20 protein-coding genes are annotated in these 14,055 nt (G+C 42.9%); 3 read left to right on the plus strand and 17 right to left on the minus strand.

What is annotated here, in order from left to right:
• Positions 1 to 20: 20 nt before the first annotated feature.
• The 7 genes from AC0L3Y_RS15435 to AC0L3Y_RS15465 all read right to left on the minus strand — a co-directional run bounded on the left by AC0L3Y_RS15435 (position 21) and on the right by AC0L3Y_RS15465 (position 4,122).
• Entirely contained in the window at positions 21 to 458 is a 438-nt protein-coding gene (locus tag AC0L3Y_RS15435) for a hypothetical protein (protein ID WP_473465863.1), read from the minus strand.
• A gap of 359 nt (positions 459 to 817) precedes the next feature.
• Complete coding sequence (locus AC0L3Y_RS15440) at positions 818 to 1,294, minus strand: hypothetical protein (protein ID WP_473465867.1); 477 nt, start codon at positions 1,292 to 1,294, stop codon at positions 818 to 820.
• Positions 1,295 to 1,432: 138 nt separating this feature from the next.
• A complete protein-coding gene (locus tag AC0L3Y_RS15445; protein WP_473465870.1) occupies positions 1,433 to 2,407 on the minus strand; it encodes a contractile injection system protein, VgrG/Pvc8 family in 975 nt (324 codons plus the stop codon).
• 32 nt (positions 2,408 to 2,439) lie between these two features.
• A complete protein-coding gene (locus AC0L3Y_RS15450) occupies positions 2,440 to 2,649 on the minus strand; it encodes a tail protein X (RefSeq protein ID WP_473465873.1) in 210 nt (69 codons plus the stop codon).
• Complete coding sequence (locus tag AC0L3Y_RS15455; protein WP_112139140.1) at positions 2,633 to 3,025, minus strand: phage tail protein; 393 nt, start codon at positions 3,023 to 3,025, stop codon at positions 2,633 to 2,635. The genes AC0L3Y_RS15450 and AC0L3Y_RS15455 overlap by 17 nt, the downstream gene beginning before the upstream one ends.
• A gap of 138 nt (positions 3,026 to 3,163) precedes the next feature.
• The gene (locus tag AC0L3Y_RS15460; protein WP_473465877.1) at positions 3,164 to 3,952 is read right to left on the minus strand and encodes an outer membrane protein; all 789 of its coding nucleotides are present in this window, start codon (positions 3,950 to 3,952) and stop codon (positions 3,164 to 3,166) included.
• Between the two features lie 32 nt (positions 3,953 to 3,984).
• On the minus strand, positions 3,985 to 4,122 hold the full coding sequence (locus AC0L3Y_RS15465) for a hypothetical protein (protein WP_473465881.1): 138 nt from the start codon (positions 4,120 to 4,122) through the stop codon (positions 3,985 to 3,987).
• 160 nt (positions 4,123 to 4,282) lie between these two features.
• On the opposite strand from AC0L3Y_RS15465, the gene AC0L3Y_RS15470 reads away from it, so the two are divergent.
• Together AC0L3Y_RS15470 and AC0L3Y_RS15475 are read left to right on the plus strand one after the other, a co-directional pair.
• Positions 4,283 to 5,068: a tetratricopeptide repeat protein gene (locus AC0L3Y_RS15470; protein ID WP_473465884.1), complete on the plus strand. Its 786-nt coding sequence runs from the start codon at positions 4,283 to 4,285 to the stop codon at positions 5,066 to 5,068.
• Positions 5,069 to 5,080: 12 nt separating this feature from the next.
• Positions 5,081 to 5,494 carry a hypothetical protein gene (locus AC0L3Y_RS15475; protein WP_473465886.1) on the plus strand — a complete coding sequence of 138 codons (414 nt, stop codon included), beginning with the start codon at positions 5,081 to 5,083 and terminating at the stop codon, positions 5,492 to 5,494.
• 96 nt (positions 5,495 to 5,590) lie between these two features.
• Here AC0L3Y_RS15475 and AC0L3Y_RS15480 read toward each other — a convergent pair whose 3' ends face one another.
• The 7 genes from AC0L3Y_RS15480 to AC0L3Y_RS15510 all read right to left on the minus strand — a co-directional run bounded on the left by AC0L3Y_RS15480 (position 5,591) and on the right by AC0L3Y_RS15510 (position 11,672).
• Positions 5,591 to 5,896, minus strand: coding sequence for a DUF3892 domain-containing protein (locus AC0L3Y_RS15480; protein WP_473465888.1), 306 nt, complete (start codon positions 5,894 to 5,896; stop codon positions 5,591 to 5,593).
• A gap of 709 nt (positions 5,897 to 6,605) precedes the next feature.
• A complete protein-coding gene (locus AC0L3Y_RS15485; protein ID WP_473465891.1) occupies positions 6,606 to 7,142 on the minus strand; it encodes a hypothetical protein in 537 nt (178 codons plus the stop codon).
• 582 nt (positions 7,143 to 7,724) lie between these two features.
• A complete protein-coding gene (locus AC0L3Y_RS15490) occupies positions 7,725 to 8,030 on the minus strand; it encodes a hypothetical protein (RefSeq protein WP_473465894.1) in 306 nt (101 codons plus the stop codon).
• Positions 8,031 to 8,405: 375 nt separating this feature from the next.
• On the minus strand, positions 8,406 to 8,909 hold the full coding sequence (locus AC0L3Y_RS15495) for a GNAT family N-acetyltransferase (protein WP_473465897.1): 504 nt from the start codon (positions 8,907 to 8,909) through the stop codon (positions 8,406 to 8,408).
• Entirely contained in the window at positions 8,878 to 9,183 is a 306-nt protein-coding gene (locus AC0L3Y_RS15500; RefSeq protein ID WP_473465900.1) for a type II toxin-antitoxin system TacA family antitoxin, read from the minus strand. The genes AC0L3Y_RS15495 and AC0L3Y_RS15500 overlap by 32 nt, the downstream gene beginning before the upstream one ends.
• 829 nt (positions 9,184 to 10,012) lie before the next feature.
• Positions 10,013 to 10,597, minus strand: coding sequence for an antA/AntB antirepressor family protein (locus AC0L3Y_RS15505; protein ID WP_473465903.1), 585 nt, complete (start codon positions 10,595 to 10,597; stop codon positions 10,013 to 10,015).
• 430 nt (positions 10,598 to 11,027) lie between these two features.
• Entirely contained in the window at positions 11,028 to 11,672 is a 645-nt protein-coding gene (locus tag AC0L3Y_RS15510) for an SRPBCC family protein (protein WP_473465905.1), read from the minus strand.
• An 83-nt stretch (positions 11,673 to 11,755) separates the two neighbouring features.
• Between AC0L3Y_RS15510 and AC0L3Y_RS15515 the strand changes: the two genes are divergently transcribed.
• A complete protein-coding gene (locus AC0L3Y_RS15515) occupies positions 11,756 to 12,109 on the plus strand; it encodes a MerR family transcriptional regulator (protein WP_473465908.1) in 354 nt (117 codons plus the stop codon).
• Positions 12,110 to 12,362: 253 nt separating this feature from the next.
• Here the strand turns inward: AC0L3Y_RS15515 and AC0L3Y_RS15520 are convergent, their stop codons facing one another.
• From AC0L3Y_RS15520 to AC0L3Y_RS15530, 3 genes are read right to left on the minus strand one after another with little or no spacing between them, the layout of a single operon-like run.
• Positions 12,363 to 13,337, minus strand: a complete 975-nt coding sequence (locus tag AC0L3Y_RS15520) for a contractile injection system protein, VgrG/Pvc8 family (RefSeq protein ID WP_473465911.1) — start codon at positions 13,335 to 13,337, stop codon at positions 12,363 to 12,365.
• 32 nt (positions 13,338 to 13,369) lie between these two features.
• Positions 13,370 to 13,579 carry a tail protein X gene (locus AC0L3Y_RS15525; RefSeq protein ID WP_473465873.1) on the minus strand — a complete coding sequence of 70 codons (210 nt, stop codon included), beginning with the start codon at positions 13,577 to 13,579 and terminating at the stop codon, positions 13,370 to 13,372.
• A complete protein-coding gene (locus AC0L3Y_RS15530; protein WP_473465916.1) occupies positions 13,563 to 13,955 on the minus strand; it encodes a phage tail protein in 393 nt (130 codons plus the stop codon). Before AC0L3Y_RS15530 ends, AC0L3Y_RS15525 begins: the two co-directional genes overlap by 17 nt.
• Positions 13,956 to 14,055: the final 100 nt, after the last annotated feature.

Here is a 14,055-nt window from a genome sequence, read left to right on the forward strand (position 1 = left end):
TTTTAATGGCCTTGTTATACCTAAAGTCCCTTAAGTTCGCCCTCTAGATCTCTTATATAGCTATTGAAAATATCTATTTTTTTGATGATTTTCTCTTCATATCGGAGAATATCTTTTTCAATAGCTTTGGCTTGATCTTCCCACTCCATCGATTCGAATATTTTGCCATCACGGGTTTTCGATTGATTTGTTCTAGCATCATTTAAGCGAGTATTAAGGACACTAATCTCCGACTCTGCTCCTAACTTGATTCGCTGAAGATCTGACCTAGCTTCTTTTAGTTCTGAAATAAGCATTGATTTAGGCCCCTTGCCAATTTCCGGTGGCCAGAACTTTACATCCCGCTCACTCCAAATGGCTACCCCACCCAGTACACCAATATAGACGACAATAATTAATGCGATAAGGGTTAACGCCCAAACAGGGAGTCTAGTTGCGACGGTGTTAGTTGCGTTCATTTGCTAATCTTTCTCCATGAGGTATAACTACTAAGCGGTTATACGGTGGCGAAGCCATGGTTATAACCGTCTGTTGAACGGCCGCGTTATCTATAGGGGATTTGCTTTTTAAAGATTGGCGACGTCCCTGTTAATATCGCAGTATTCTTTCTCCCTTGCTAAGGGAGATTCCCAAATTTCAGGCGGGATTTACGTTTATTTTTTATGACAGTATGACTCTTTCTACTCGAATCCTGAGTATTAGGCAATACTCGCCCTTCAAGCTCCATGACCCGATCCGCTTTCAAGGCAATGTATTTAGGTCATTGGGATCAGATGAAAAACTAATCTATTTTTCATCTGATCCCAAATTCCAATGACTAAACTACAACCACAGCTGGAAGCTTTTTGGAAGTTCCATCACATATCACTCCTTTACTTTGCCCACGCCCAACAATCATCATGCCACTACAAGATAAAAATGGTTTCCATTTTTTACCTGAGTGAGGTTTTTTAGGTTGAACATACCGAGATTTACATTTTTCACATTTTAGTATGTCGTCATTATTTGAATGACTTTCAAGAGTTGCTACAACTTGATCAATATTTTTATCTAAAGATACTGAATTTTTAAAATTGTACTCTGTACCAATACAATCAAATAAACTAACGCGAATATATTCATAAGATTGTTTATCAATATTATTCTTAAAAACATTACCGACAAATGAACAAAAAGCAGATATGTTCCATTCGTTATCAAGATCCATTTTATAGCTATCGCCAACATTGCTCTCATTATCTAAATGAAAGCCATGTTTCTCTAAAATATTTTGTACTACTTGCTTCGAATGCATATATATCCTTATTTAGTCATAACTGTTTAATAGTGCGCATGCGCGTTTAGACTCTTATCTACAGCCTTTTATTTATCGGCTATAAACCCATATTCCTTGATACTAAACACTTCCCAATCGTCTGCCAATTAAAATCCCTCAAACCACTTCACTAGCCACAACACTACACCGATACCCTGCTTTGCTGTCGCCGCGTGCGGTGACTTTGTCTATGCTCCAGTTGCCTTTCATTTCGGGTGGGAAGGTGTCGTTTAGGGTGAGGATGCCTTCTGCGACGAGTTTGGGGTTGCCTGGTAAGTCGAGTGTGACGCTGGTGCCTTGGCGCTGGCTTTTGATGAGGTCGTCTTGGCAGGCTTGTTGGGCGCTGGTTGGGTTGTCGTAGCTTTGGCGTAGTTTTTTGTACGGTGCGGTGCCGACTTGTACGGTGTGTTCTTCCCCTGTGTTGTTGTTTGTCCAGTTGGCTTTGACGCCTGTGATGGCGCTTCGGCTGGGTCGGTCGAGTTGGGCGTTGATGAATTGGCCATAGCTCGGTGTGTTTTGGCTGGGTAAGCCGACGACGACGGGCGGGATGGCTTGCCCTGTGATGGTGTTTACTTGGCCCCGTTTGGCGAGGACGTACAGGTCGTTGACAGGTTTGGCGATGGCGTCCCGTTCCCGTGCGATGCGGGTTAAGAAGGCGCTGTCGGTTTCGTCGGTTTGGTCCATGTGCTCGAGGAGGACGCTTTCAAATTCTTTGGCCACGCGTGGGCTGAATCCGTGGGTTGTGACGACTTGGCGGAACAGATCGGCAAGGCTGACGTTTTCGAAGGTGCGTGTGCGGCGCTCTTTAAAGCCGGTCTTGTCGTCTACCTGAAACGGTGCGGCGGTGGCAACGATCGTCACGCTGGGCGGAAACAATGTCGGCACGATGCGGGTGATTTTAAACTGACCTTTGTCGATCAGGTTGTCGCCGTAGCCTTCTTGCCACGTGAGCACGGCGCCCTCTTTCGGCAAGCCTGTTTGCCCTGTGGTGTCGATGTGCAAGGTGAGTTGGTCGCTTTGCGTGCCGGCGGCGTCGATGCGCTCCCACGAGGTTAGGCGGTTGTTAATGATACGCTCGCCTGCTCCGCTCACGTGGACGCTTGGTAAATAGTTGGATTGGTTGTTTAGTCCCATATATTGGTTACCGTCTCGGCTGCTTTTTCTGACAAGGTGGGGATGTTAATTATGACGCCAGCGGGAAGCACTGGCCCGTAGGTTTCTAAACCGGGGTTGAGTTCAAACAAGGCTTCTTCCGCTTCGTCGTCGTTGCGTTTTAGGGCGATCCACAGAATGTTGGATATGGTGTCGCCGTCGCGGCTACGTATTGTTGTCATTGGCGTACTCTTCTAGCTCTAGGGTGAATCCGAGGACGAAGGCGGTGCCGTCGTCGATGATCTTGTCTTGCTTCTCTTGCAAGCGTTTGATCGTCCATTGGCCTAAATTGTTGCCGTAGCCATCGGCCAGCACCAAGGGCGCTCGCTGGTTTTGTAAGGCGCGTAAAGCGTTAAGGTTCGCCATACCATCGCCTTGAAACCACGTCCCTGTGACGGTGATGTTTTCCAACTGTTGGCCCGTGTTTTGGCTCATCGGCTTTTGACCGTATCGCGCCACCGCGACCCAACCGCCGTCGCTAGTGCGCTGCAAACCCTCGTATGGCGTGCCTTCACTAAGCGAGAAGACAAAACCACCGAGCGACATCATCTGACGCATGATTACTCCTTAGATAAAAATGGAAGGACAGAAACGAAAAAGCCCATCAGGGATGAGCTTGGGGGTGTTTGGTTTTGAAGTGGTTAAAGAGTGTCTTTTATCTGACGCTGTGAACCATTTTTACGCTTTTAGAAGCCGTTAAAACTGCTTAATTACTGAGAAGCGAACGTTTTGCGAAACAAAACTTGAGTCATAATGAATGTCGTCAGTAGCACCATCCTTATCTATATCCCCATCCCCGTCGAGAATATCTGAGTAATTACTGTAGACATAATCACCACGAACCATCCAGCTATCGGAAATAGCGTAGTCAGCACCAATACTGACAGAAAGCCCTACTGAAGTTTGTTCATCTGTAAATAGATAATCTATACCAGATACGTAGGTGTCTGTATAACGATGTGTTGTCTTGAAGCGTCCTATTGTTGGGCCAGCAGAAACATAAAGTAAGAAATCGCCATTTATGTAACCGATTTTAGGTCGAATACTCAAAGAAAAGTCTGTTTCGACCGTTGTTTTCGTTGTGAACGTCGAGCTTGGCGCAGTATCGTAGGCTATATTAGAAGCTGTTTCTGACATTGCAGACGTTGGGCCAGTAAGATCCGCCTCAACACCATAAACAAGATGACCTGATCGAATGTTATATCCCAGTAGTAATGAACCCACCACGCTGCTGTCTTCCACTTTACGCTGCAAAATAGGGTTAATCTGTTCTTTATCTGAACCTGATGAATTCGATGTAAAATACCCAGCATGTTCAATTGCTGTATCAGGGCTAGCTGAACCAGACAAGATGCCTAAAGACAAACCGGCATAGAAACCTTCCCAGTTTGATTCAGAGCTGTTATCGGATTCCGCGAAAACCATCGTATTACCACACCCAATGACAGCCATACTAACGATAGAACGCTTTAAAATATCATTCATACTGCTACTTGCTCCTTTTAATAGTAAAAATATTATGTGGGTAAAACACTAAAAATGCCATCATTGAAATGGCACTTTAAATCAGCGTTATTGATGCATATCAAACCCTCGTATGGCGTGCCTTCGCTGAGCGAAAACACAAAACCACCGAGCGACATCATCTGACGCATGATTACTCCTTAGATAAAAATGGAAGGACAGAAACGAAAAAGCCCATCAGGGATGGGCTTGGGTTAGATTTTTTGTCACTGGCTATGGTATGGGCGCCCCCATATTTGTTAGTATCGGACTATTATCAATGGTTAGAAAACAAACAACTCAGGAAGAACAATGGCACAGCCCGAATTAGCAGCAAACGCCCTCATGGATGAACTGATGCCTAAATGTCTTGATTTTTATTATCAAATGGGGCCATTAAGTGCACTTAGTGAATTTGAAAAAGCACGTATTGAGCGGGACATACGAGTCAAAATTGACGACTTGAGCAAACTATCTAAAGGCTTTAGCCATGCAGCTATGATGTACTTACAAGTTGCACTAGGTAATATCAAAGAAGTCAAAAAAGAATACCTCAATACACTTAAGTATCTTGATAATAGTGGTGTTCATATCAACTACGCGAACAGCCTTCACAGGCTTGGCAATGTTAAAGAAGCCATTGATGTATTAGAAAACTATCTTAGTTCAAACCCACCTTCTGTAGATGTGATTTTATTATTAAAAAATATATATAGAGCAATAGGAATGTTCTCGGAGGATGTAAAACTGATGAAAACTTACTCTAAACTAAAGGTTCCAAGGATAGATTCTAACTTGCCTAAAGCGCTCGAACTTAAGCAATACCTTGCAGAGCATGACATTACGCAAGAAGAAACCGAGCACTATTTTACTCTTGTAAATAACTACTTTTATTCTCAGCGCATCAATAAATTCAGCTCGTCACGTGGTATTTTAGAAGATGATGAAGGTGAAAGCTGGATTTCAACTCGATTCAAAATTGAAGAGGATTTAACTTCTGATCAAATCCACTCAATAAACTTAGGTCTATTGAAACTATTAGCTGAGAGCGATATTTCAGACAAAACCTCTGACCATTTTGTGACCAGTATTTACTAAGGAAACTACCACATGGATGCGGATATTAATGATTTGATGCTCTTTGCGGAGCACGCCTTACAAGCACAAACAAACTCAGAACATAAGAATCAGTACTTAAGAACCAGCCTACACAAAGCCTACTACGCTGCTTATAACACCTGTAAACCCATTGCATCCAAACTTCCAAAGCCTGAAAGAAAATGTGGTGTTCATCAAACCGTTATCAACACCTTTAAACAAGCGGGAAGAACATACAATCTAGACCAGAACAACCAACTTAAGCTCTTAGCCATGCTTTTACAGCAAGCGAAAGAAGAACGGACGCTGGCGGATTACAAACTAGACATTCCCGTTAATGAACCTCAAGTCCAAGCGCAGCTCACAAAAGCAAAAGACATCATAGAACTCAGTAAAGCCATTGATGGTTTTGTGACACCGCACTAAGCCAGATCGGACGATAACAAAAAGCCCACAATCGTGGGCTTTTAAGCATTAGTTAATAGATAAATACTAATAACAACTTTTCACTTTATTCTAAAACTAAAATTCTGGTAGGTTTTCAAGGTTATCCGCTTCAGTACCGTTATCGACTGTTTTTATATAACTGACACCATTTACATTTATGATAAAAACCTTCTGACCCTTATTCCATCTTCCTTCACTATTTTTAACGATTGTACAAAAGGTTTTGCCATCATTGATAAGTTCAACAACTTTCGAACGGTTGTATATTTTTCCTTCTCCAACAGTATCGCCTGAATCCAAATGTGCCATTACTTGATCGATATGTGTATGCTTTGAATTATAACTTACCGCTGAAATAAGATAATCTGCCCATTTTGCCATTTTTCGCTCCTTGACCGTCTCGGTCTGTATAACTGTTTATATGATTAAAACGCGCATACAACGATGGCAAAACTTAAGCTCCATCTTACCCGTTCATTTAAGTTATCTTTTTTACTTCATAAGTTCAAACCTAAAGCCCACTTAAGCAGGCTTTAGTTGCTTGCGGCTTAGAAGTCTACAAAGTTGCGTTGGGCGTAGTCTTTGACGCGGGTGATGTTGTCGTTTACCCAGTCTGCTTACCTGAATTAAAAAGCTAGTCGTGCTATTTGCTGTTGCTTTTTTTGTTAGGAAAGTGCGGACGGCTTGGATTAGGTCGATAAGTTCTTTGGATGGAACGACGACTGGGTCGCTTTGTATCTGCATGGATTTGACGATGTTGTTGAGCAGTTGCCTTCCTTGGAGGGAATAGCTGTCTGTTTCCGCTAGCGCTAAGTTGTCTGTGGTTGGTTTTGCTCGTTGACCTTTTTAGAATAGATGAAAACTAGGTGCTATTTTTCATCTGGCCCAAAATTCAATTTTACTACGCCCCAAATTATTCTATTATTAAAGCCTTGCTAAAGTGCAGCTAATCGATCACTGCACAAGTATTACCACGTAATTACTAAATCCTACCAAACCAAAAGTGCTAAAGGTTATCTGTCACTATTAAGTAATTTTTATGAATCAAGGGTCTAATCTCATGTACTCACTTCTTACTTAGTCCAATTTTTCACTCTATTGTAAAGTCTTGGGGGTTAGTGCTGGTTACAAATGAGATCTGCTGTAGACTTAACTTAAGCGTGGAAGAAGTAAAGGCCTTATGACATACCTTACCATTACTACGAATTGTATATTTGTCATGGCAGTATATTTTTATATTAGCGGTCTGATAGTTCAAATGTGCATAATAAAACTTGAAATAGTCAGAACTTTGCTGAGCAGTTACTACTATAGGTTTATTTGGCCTTAACAAGACCTGCGATTCGATTGTCGTACTAGAAGTGTCAGAAATATTTCCTAGCGAGTCGTATGTGAAATACCGAACGTTCAAAATACCTTTAAGTTCATCTAGAACTGTTAGATTAATATTAACTCGTGTACGGATTGCCACACTCGAACAACTTCCTCTGCCTGGACGATAAAAATCAACTAAAGTTGCCTCTCCATAAAATGACAAAGGCAGTGAGTTTTCAATTACATCATCGGGAAGATAATTGAGTTCTTCTTCGTGTAAAGTTATTTCATCATATTCAATTGGAGTTTCCATATTATTCACTTTCCTTTTAGCTATTAACTAAAAAATATGTCATTTTTTGTTCGCTGGGGTCCCTAACAACTGCCATTTCTGATGCGGGTATTATTATCGATTGATACTAAATAACGCCCCCATTCAATAATAGTATAAAAAACGTACAGCGCAATTTTTTAAATGGCTAACGCTCAAAAAAGAGATCATTTCAAAAATAAACTGTTATGCACACATAATCCCCCCTCAAACAACCTCTCTCGCCACTACCGAACACCGATACCCTGTTTTGCTATCTCCTCGTGCAGTGACTTTGTTCGATGGACCAGTTGCCTTTCATTTCGGGTGAGAAGGTGTTGTTTAGGGTGAGGATGCCTTCTGCGACGAGTTGGGTTGCCCGTACCTAGTCAATAAGAGCGTCGAGTGTGACGCTGGTGCCTTGGCGTTGGCTTTTGATGAGGTCGTCTTGGCAGGCTTGTTGGGCGCTGGTTGTGTTGTCGTAGCTTTGGCGTAGTTATTTGGGATCAATGAAGGTTCAGTGCTATTTTTTATCTGCCCCCAAATTCTTAACTGGGTTTGAAGGCTGGTTATCCTTTTGAGCTCTTATCTCAATTTCGTTTTGCACCAAGGGCAGGAGTAGGGATTAAGAGCCCAGCTATTCGTTCTGATTAATTTGCCTTTAATAGTTATTGTGCCGAATTGTGATTTATCACAAGAGGGACATTTATTTAAAGTTAACTGGGCGCCTATAGCCATAATGATAGCGAGAAAAGCAACCACAAATATTAGAGGTTTTTCATTGTCAGTGAATAATGAAACTAGACTACAAACAAAGAAAACAAAAAAACTAGTTGGAATAATTTTAATAAATACAGCTCTTCTAGCCTGATATTCTCTTACGGTATCCATATATTCTCTCTATACAGCTTACGTCCAAAGCAGCGGCGCGCGTTAGCGCGTCCAGCCTTGAAGTGGCGATGCTGCTTTTGCTTGTTAAATCTTGCCTATCTCAAATAGCTCTGCAATTTCATATGCTCTATCCATATGACTGCCTAAATCTGAGTCACTAATTTGGTGATCCGCAACCACAATAATTGGAGTCAGAGTTAAATTAAATCACTAACGACCACATTACACCGATACCCTGCTTTGCTGTCATCACGTACGGTGACTTTGTCGATGGACCAGTTGCCTTTCATTTCGGGTGGGTAGGTGTCGGTTAGGTTGGCTTTTGATAAAGAATAGTTAAGGCAGCGACCTGAGATAGACTGCGGCCTTAATAAGTTATTTTCGATCTTTGAAGAATGTCACAATAGAGTCGATCGGCATCCAAAGTTTGGAGGTGTGTTCTTCCTTCTGAAGGAAGATGAAGCCGCGATTCTGGTAAAATGTAACGAGATCATTGTCTTTAGCATCAACAAACAGCCCAACGACGCCCATGTTCTCGTTTATTCGCAATGTTCGTCGCATGGCATCGACTATCATAATTTTGGCGATACCCTGCCCTTGGTAGCCTTCATCTACTCCCATTCTGGCTAGTGTCACACCTGGCAATGGGTTGGGGTATTTCTTGTACAGTTTATGAGGAACAGGTACTTTGACCTCAATATTACTGAGCGAGTAAAAGCCCGCTATGTCTGTTTCATCCCTCCCTTCTAGAACAAACGTCCTAGATAGGTTTCGTTTTGCAGCACTGTTCGCAGACTCTTTTACGAATTTATTGATTCGCTTATTACCACAATCAAAGTGCTTTCGATTATGGCTTTCGCTTAAAGGTTTTATCGCCACTTTCATAATCCTTTAGCGCTTGGTGAGCATCATCAAGATGTTGAATTTCTGGTGGATTGTCTAACGCTTCAAAAAATCGGTTAGCCCCTTCCATCGACAACATTAGTAGCCTATTTCGTTCTACCACTTCTTTTGCCTTCTCTAAAGCAGCATCAACCATAAACTGAGACATTGAAGCTCCGGACAATTCGGCGGCATTAATAATAATCTCTTGAACATCTTTTGGCGCTCTAGCAACGAGCCGCACATTTTCCTTAGTTTGAGAAATAAGCATACTCTTTCTCCATGACTGCTTGTATTTCCAGTCTTTTGTTTAATTTTACAATTTTCAATTCAACAAAATTATTGATCGGTGCCATTATGGCACCAAAAAATAAAGCAATCAACATGTCGCCAAAGTGGCACCACGAGACCTAAAACCATTCTAAAAAACAGTAATTCCTTTTTGATAAATCGTAATCACGGCTAAAAAACCATTAAATAACAAGCATCAAAGCTGAGTTGATACCTTGATTGAGCAGTGTTTTCTCTTCTTCTTTCCAAAGTAACGATCACCATCTATTAGAATTCATGTAATTTTATGACATAATCGCCACATCAGATAAACAAGTGCATTGACACTCAAGTGCTGAAAATAATAATTCAGCCCTTCTTTAGCACTAAGCCATCAAAAACATCTATTTTCGATTATAAAAGACCAAATTAATGACAGACGAAAAAGTCATAGAAAACAGCTCAAAGCCTTTAAACACAAGCAATACACTTGATCGTCGATTCTCTATCGCACCCATGATGGATTGGCCAAACTGAAAAAAATATCAATGAAATTCAATAAGATACCTACACCTAAAAATATTTTTAGCATTTTTTTAGCACTCCACTAGATTTAAACCCTCCTATTCGCAACTTTTATATGTAAGCTCACATTATCTATACTACACAGAAATGGACTTCACGGAATGAAGAAAACCAATGCTAGGAAGCATGTTGCTTCGTGAAGCTTCCAACGAGCAAGTGATAAAAGCATTAAGCAGGATCCCTACCCAATAGATTAATTTAGATAATATAAAGCCCACTTTTGTGGGCTTTTTTGTGCCTGTCGTTTAGAAGTCTACAAAGTTGCGTTGTGCGTAGTCTTTGACGCGGGTGATGTTGTCGTTTACCCAGTCTGGTGTGCGGAGTTGGGCGATTTGGGTTTGGTACATGCGGACGGCTTGGATTAGGTCGACTAGTTCTTTTGATGGAACGACGACGGGGTCGCTGTCGAGTTGCATGGATTTGACGATGTTGTTGAGAAGTTGGTATTTGTCGGTTTCGAGGATTGCCTTGTTGGGCGTGGTGATGGGAAGGTGTTTTTGTTCGTGGAGTTGTTTTTCGCAGTCGATGAAGTAGCGGCGGGCTTGTTTGCCCTTCTCGTTGCGTTCGACCATGGCGAGTTCTTTGGCCATGTCTAGGGTGAGGAAATACTCTTTTGTTACGCCGCGATTCCCGCTCCCCCGTTTGGGGGACTGGGAAATAACAGTGTAATCCACACCTTCTTCAAAGCCATATCGTTTAATACGAGCATTAATCCAAGTGTTAAAATCGCGGCCTACTTCAAGAAAGGAATGAAGTTCACGGGCGTTTACGGTATCGAGGGTTTGCTCGTTGATAGAGCGAGTATGAAGTGTAATAAGTTGCATAGCCATCTATGGCCTCCTACGGTCAAAATTTTGACCACTCTCTGAGGTGGTATTCTCAAAGGGTGGTGGATCTAAATCAGGATACCACTGCCGCCCGTAGGAACGACCCAGCCGAAGCTGGCCCAACAAAGACCCACCATAACAGGCGGACTCCGGCCACAAAAAAACACGCGGTGCGTGTTTTAGGCCGCTACGGTAACAAACGGGGTGGTATTCCCGACACTGGATTTTGCCAGTGCAAGTGAAATACTAGATCAAGATACGAGCGGGGTCAATGGGGAAAGCAAACCTTGGCTGGTTTAGGGGGTAGGAAGAGTTAGCGCCTTAATAACTGGCGTGTAGGTTGGTATTGTTTTTGCGGATTTTTCTTTTGCAAAAACGATGACAACCGTAATACGTCCAGTTGATTAACTTGTTATGTTTGCATATGAACCACTTATGAATCAACAACTTTTTTTAAATTACTCAAAGCTTGATGCATATATTTTTTCCAAGTTGATTCGGCAAAAGATTTCTTAAATAACCACCGCCCTAAGCCACCAAGATTCCCCGGGAATTCATCTTTTTTTAATGCAAACTTATAATTCCAGATTATTTCAGTACCGCTTTCTAATGGCTTAAATAAAAACTCGCCATCACCGTAGGAAATGCTTTCAGCTTCCGGCAATGAAAAATTCCAAACTCTATAAGCAAAGCGATGTGGACGAGTATTCTCCTGTAATTCTTCAATTGCACCATAACCATCCATTAAACAAACGGCTCTTTTATCACCCTTCACTAGGTATTGCTCACCTATGATTGCATAAGTGAAATTAACACCTGAGACTCCTTCTGTTTCGGTCATTAATTGATTGAGCGGCAACGCTTCAAATTTTCGATACACTTCATTTACTGATGTAGGTGTGAATATTCTTTCGCTGACTGTTATCAGATATTCCTGATCTTTTGGCATTGGTAACTCAGTTAACATTTTCAGAGACTCTGGAAAGCATCTGTTTTGGTCATTACTAACAGCCCAAACATCTGTTGCCGGAACAATAATTATAACTGTTATCATAAGTTTTTTAAAAATTTTTAACATTTGACCACCTTTCTAGTTGATTAGAAAGGCCATTCTAAACTATGGTGTATAGCCCATAGTCAACACAAAAAATAAGGTAAAATGTGTTAAAACATGAATTAATGGAAAAGACAGGATTAACAAAAGATACTATCCGCCATTACGAAAAAATTGGACTATTACAACCTAGCCGATTACTCAATGGATATTTTGATTATCCTGACAGCTCTATCGCACGGATTGAACTTATCAAACATGCAAAATCACTCGGAATGCCACTGCAAGAAATAGTTAACCTAATTGTTCCTTGGGAAAATGAAGAGATCAGTAATCAGGACAAAATTGATATATTTAAAATACAGCTTGATAAAGTGGACAGTAAAATCAATGATCTTCTACAAACTAAAAAATATTTACAAATTAAACTAAAAAAAATTCAGATATCGGTTCCTGATTAAAAACATAACATTTTAATAGTGCGCATGCGCGTTTAGACAATTCCCCCCCCCAAAAAAAACCTTATAAATAATTGAATAATAAAAGTTTTATGTGACTATTCACAAAGTTAAAAACTAGGAAAACGAGCATGCGCGTTTACACATTTATCTACAGCCTCTTCTTTCTAGGCTATAAACCCTTATCCATTGATATTAAAAGACTTTCTCATTTACTACCAGTACAAAACGCACGCAATTTTTAATCTCCCAAAATTCAAACCACTTCACTCGCCACTACAGAACACCTGTACCCTGCTTTGCTGTCGCCTCGTGCGGTGACTTTGTCGATGGACCAGTTGCCTTTCATTTCGGGTGGGAAGGTGTCGTTTAGGGTGAGGATGCCTTCTGCGACGAGTTTGGGGTTGCCTGGTAAGTCGAGTGTGACGCTGGTGCCTTGGCGTTGGCTTTTGATGAGGTCGTCTTGGCAGGCTTGTTGGGCGGTGGTTGGGTTGTCGTAGCTTTGGCGTAGTTTCTTATACGGTGCGGTGCCGACTTGTACTGTGTGTTCTTCCCCTGTGTTGCTGTTTGTCCAGTTGGCTTTGACGCCGGTGATGGCGCTTCGGCTAGGTCGGTCGAGTTGGGCGTTGATGAATTGGCCATCGTTCGGTGTGTTTTGGCTGGGTACGCCGACGACGACGGGCGGGATGGCTTGCCCTGTGATGGTGTTCACTTGGCCCCGTTTGGCGAGAACGTACAGGTCGTTGACGGGTTTGGCGATGGCGTCCCGTTCCTGTGCGAGGCGGGTTAAAAAGGCGCTGTCGGTTTCGTCGGTTTGGTCCATGTGCTCGAGGACGACACTTTCAAACTCTTTGGCCACCCGTGGGCTGAATCCGTGAGGCGTGACGACGTGGCGGAACAGATCGGCAAGACTGACGTTTTCGAAGGTGCGGGTGCGGCGCTCTTTAAAGCCGGTCTTGTCGTCTACTTGAAACGGCGCGGCGGTGGCAACGATGGTGACGCTGGGCGGAAACAGTGTGGGCACGATGCGGGTAATCTTGAACTGGCCTTTGTCGATCAGGTTGTCGCCGTAGCCTTCTTGCCATGTGAGCACCGCGCCCTCTTTCGGCAAGCCTGTTTGCCCTGTGGTGTCGATGTGCAAAGTGAGTTGGTCGCTTTGTGTGCCTGCGGCGTCGATGCGCTCCCACGAGGTCAGGCGATTATTGATGATGCGTTCGCCTGCTCCGCTCACGCTGACTCTTGGTAAATAGTTGGATTGGTTGTTTAGTCCCATATATTGGTTACCGTCTCGGCTGCTTTTTCTGACAAGGTGGGGATGTTAATTATGACGCCAGCGGGAAGCACTGGCCCGTAGGTTTCTAAACCGGGGTTGAGTTCGAACAAGGCTTCTTCCGCTTCGTCGTCGTTGCGTTTTAGGGCGATCCACAGAATGTTGGATATGGTGTCGCCGTCGCGGCTACGTATTGTTGTCATTGGCGTACTCTTGTAGCTCTAGGGTGAATCCGAGGACGAAGGCGGTGCCGTCGTCGATGATCTTGTCTTGCTTCTCTTGCAAGCGTTTGATCGTCCATTGGCCTAAGTTGTTGCCGTAGCCATCGGCCAGCACCAAGGGCGCTCGCTGGTTTTGTAAGGCACGTAAAGCGTTGAGATTCGCCATGCCATCGCTTTGAAACCACGTGCCTGTGACGGTGATATTTTCCAACTGTTGGCCCGTGTTTTGGCTCATGGGCTTTTGACCGTATCGCGCTACCGCGACCCAACCGCCGTCGCTAGTGCGCTGCAAACCCTCGTATGGTGTGCCTTCGCTGAGCGAAAACACAAAACCACCGAGCGACATCATCTGACGCATGATTACTCCTTAGATAAAAATGGAAGGACAGAAACGAAAAAGCCCATCAGGGATGGGCTTGGGTTAGATTTTTTGTTGCTGGCTATGGCATGGGCGCACC

It is taken from the genome of Marinomonas sp. GJ51-14, from assembly GCF_055808695.1.

What these genes read in the sequence shown, in the direction of transcription:
- AC0L3Y_RS15485 (WP_473465891.1), bottom strand. Translation starts at nt 7,142, where the DNA reads ATGGAAACTCCAATTGAATATGATGAAATAACTTTACACGAAGAAGAA.
- AC0L3Y_RS15530 (WP_473465916.1), bottom strand. Translation starts at nt 13,955, where the DNA reads ATGCGTCAGATGATGTCGCTCGGTGGTTTTGTGTTTTCGCTCAGCGAA.
- AC0L3Y_RS15450 (WP_473465873.1), bottom strand. Translation starts at nt 2,649, where the DNA reads ATGACAACAATACGTAGCCGCGACGGCGACACCATATCCAACATTCTG.
- AC0L3Y_RS15505 (WP_473465903.1), bottom strand. Translation starts at nt 10,597, where the DNA reads ATGGCTATGCAACTTATTACACTTCATACTCGCTCTATCAACGAGCAA.
- AC0L3Y_RS15455 (WP_112139140.1), bottom strand. Translation starts at nt 3,025, where the DNA reads ATGCGTCAGATGATGTCGCTCGGTGGTTTTGTCTTCTCGCTTAGTGAA.
- AC0L3Y_RS15490 (WP_473465894.1), bottom strand. Translation starts at nt 8,030, where the DNA reads ATGGATACCGTAAGAGAATATCAGGCTAGAAGAGCTGTATTTATTAAA.
- AC0L3Y_RS15465 (WP_473465881.1), bottom strand. Translation starts at nt 4,122, where the DNA reads ATGCGTCAGATGATGTCGCTCGGTGGTTTTGTGTTTTCGCTCAGCGAA.
- AC0L3Y_RS15470 (WP_473465884.1), top strand. Translation starts at nt 4,283, where the DNA reads ATGGCACAGCCCGAATTAGCAGCAAACGCCCTCATGGATGAACTGATG.
- AC0L3Y_RS15435 (WP_473465863.1), bottom strand. Translation starts at nt 458, where the DNA reads ATGAACGCAACTAACACCGTCGCAACTAGACTCCCTGTTTGGGCGTTA.
- AC0L3Y_RS15480 (WP_473465888.1), bottom strand. Translation starts at nt 5,896, where the DNA reads ATGGCAAAATGGGCAGATTATCTTATTTCAGCGGTAAGTTATAATTCA.
- AC0L3Y_RS15500 (WP_473465900.1), bottom strand. Translation starts at nt 9,183, where the DNA reads ATGCTTATTTCTCAAACTAAGGAAAATGTGCGGCTCGTTGCTAGAGCG.
- AC0L3Y_RS15440 (WP_473465867.1), bottom strand. Translation starts at nt 1,294, where the DNA reads ATGCATTCGAAGCAAGTAGTACAAAATATTTTAGAGAAACATGGCTTT.
- AC0L3Y_RS15475 (WP_473465886.1), top strand. Translation starts at nt 5,081, where the DNA reads ATGGATGCGGATATTAATGATTTGATGCTCTTTGCGGAGCACGCCTTA.
- AC0L3Y_RS15525 (WP_473465873.1), bottom strand. Translation starts at nt 13,579, where the DNA reads ATGACAACAATACGTAGCCGCGACGGCGACACCATATCCAACATTCTG.
- AC0L3Y_RS15510 (WP_473465905.1), bottom strand. Translation starts at nt 11,672, where the DNA reads ATGTTAAAAATTTTTAAAAAACTTATGATAACAGTTATAATTATTGTT.
- AC0L3Y_RS15460 (WP_473465877.1), bottom strand. Translation starts at nt 3,952, where the DNA reads ATGAATGATATTTTAAAGCGTTCTATCGTTAGTATGGCTGTCATTGGG.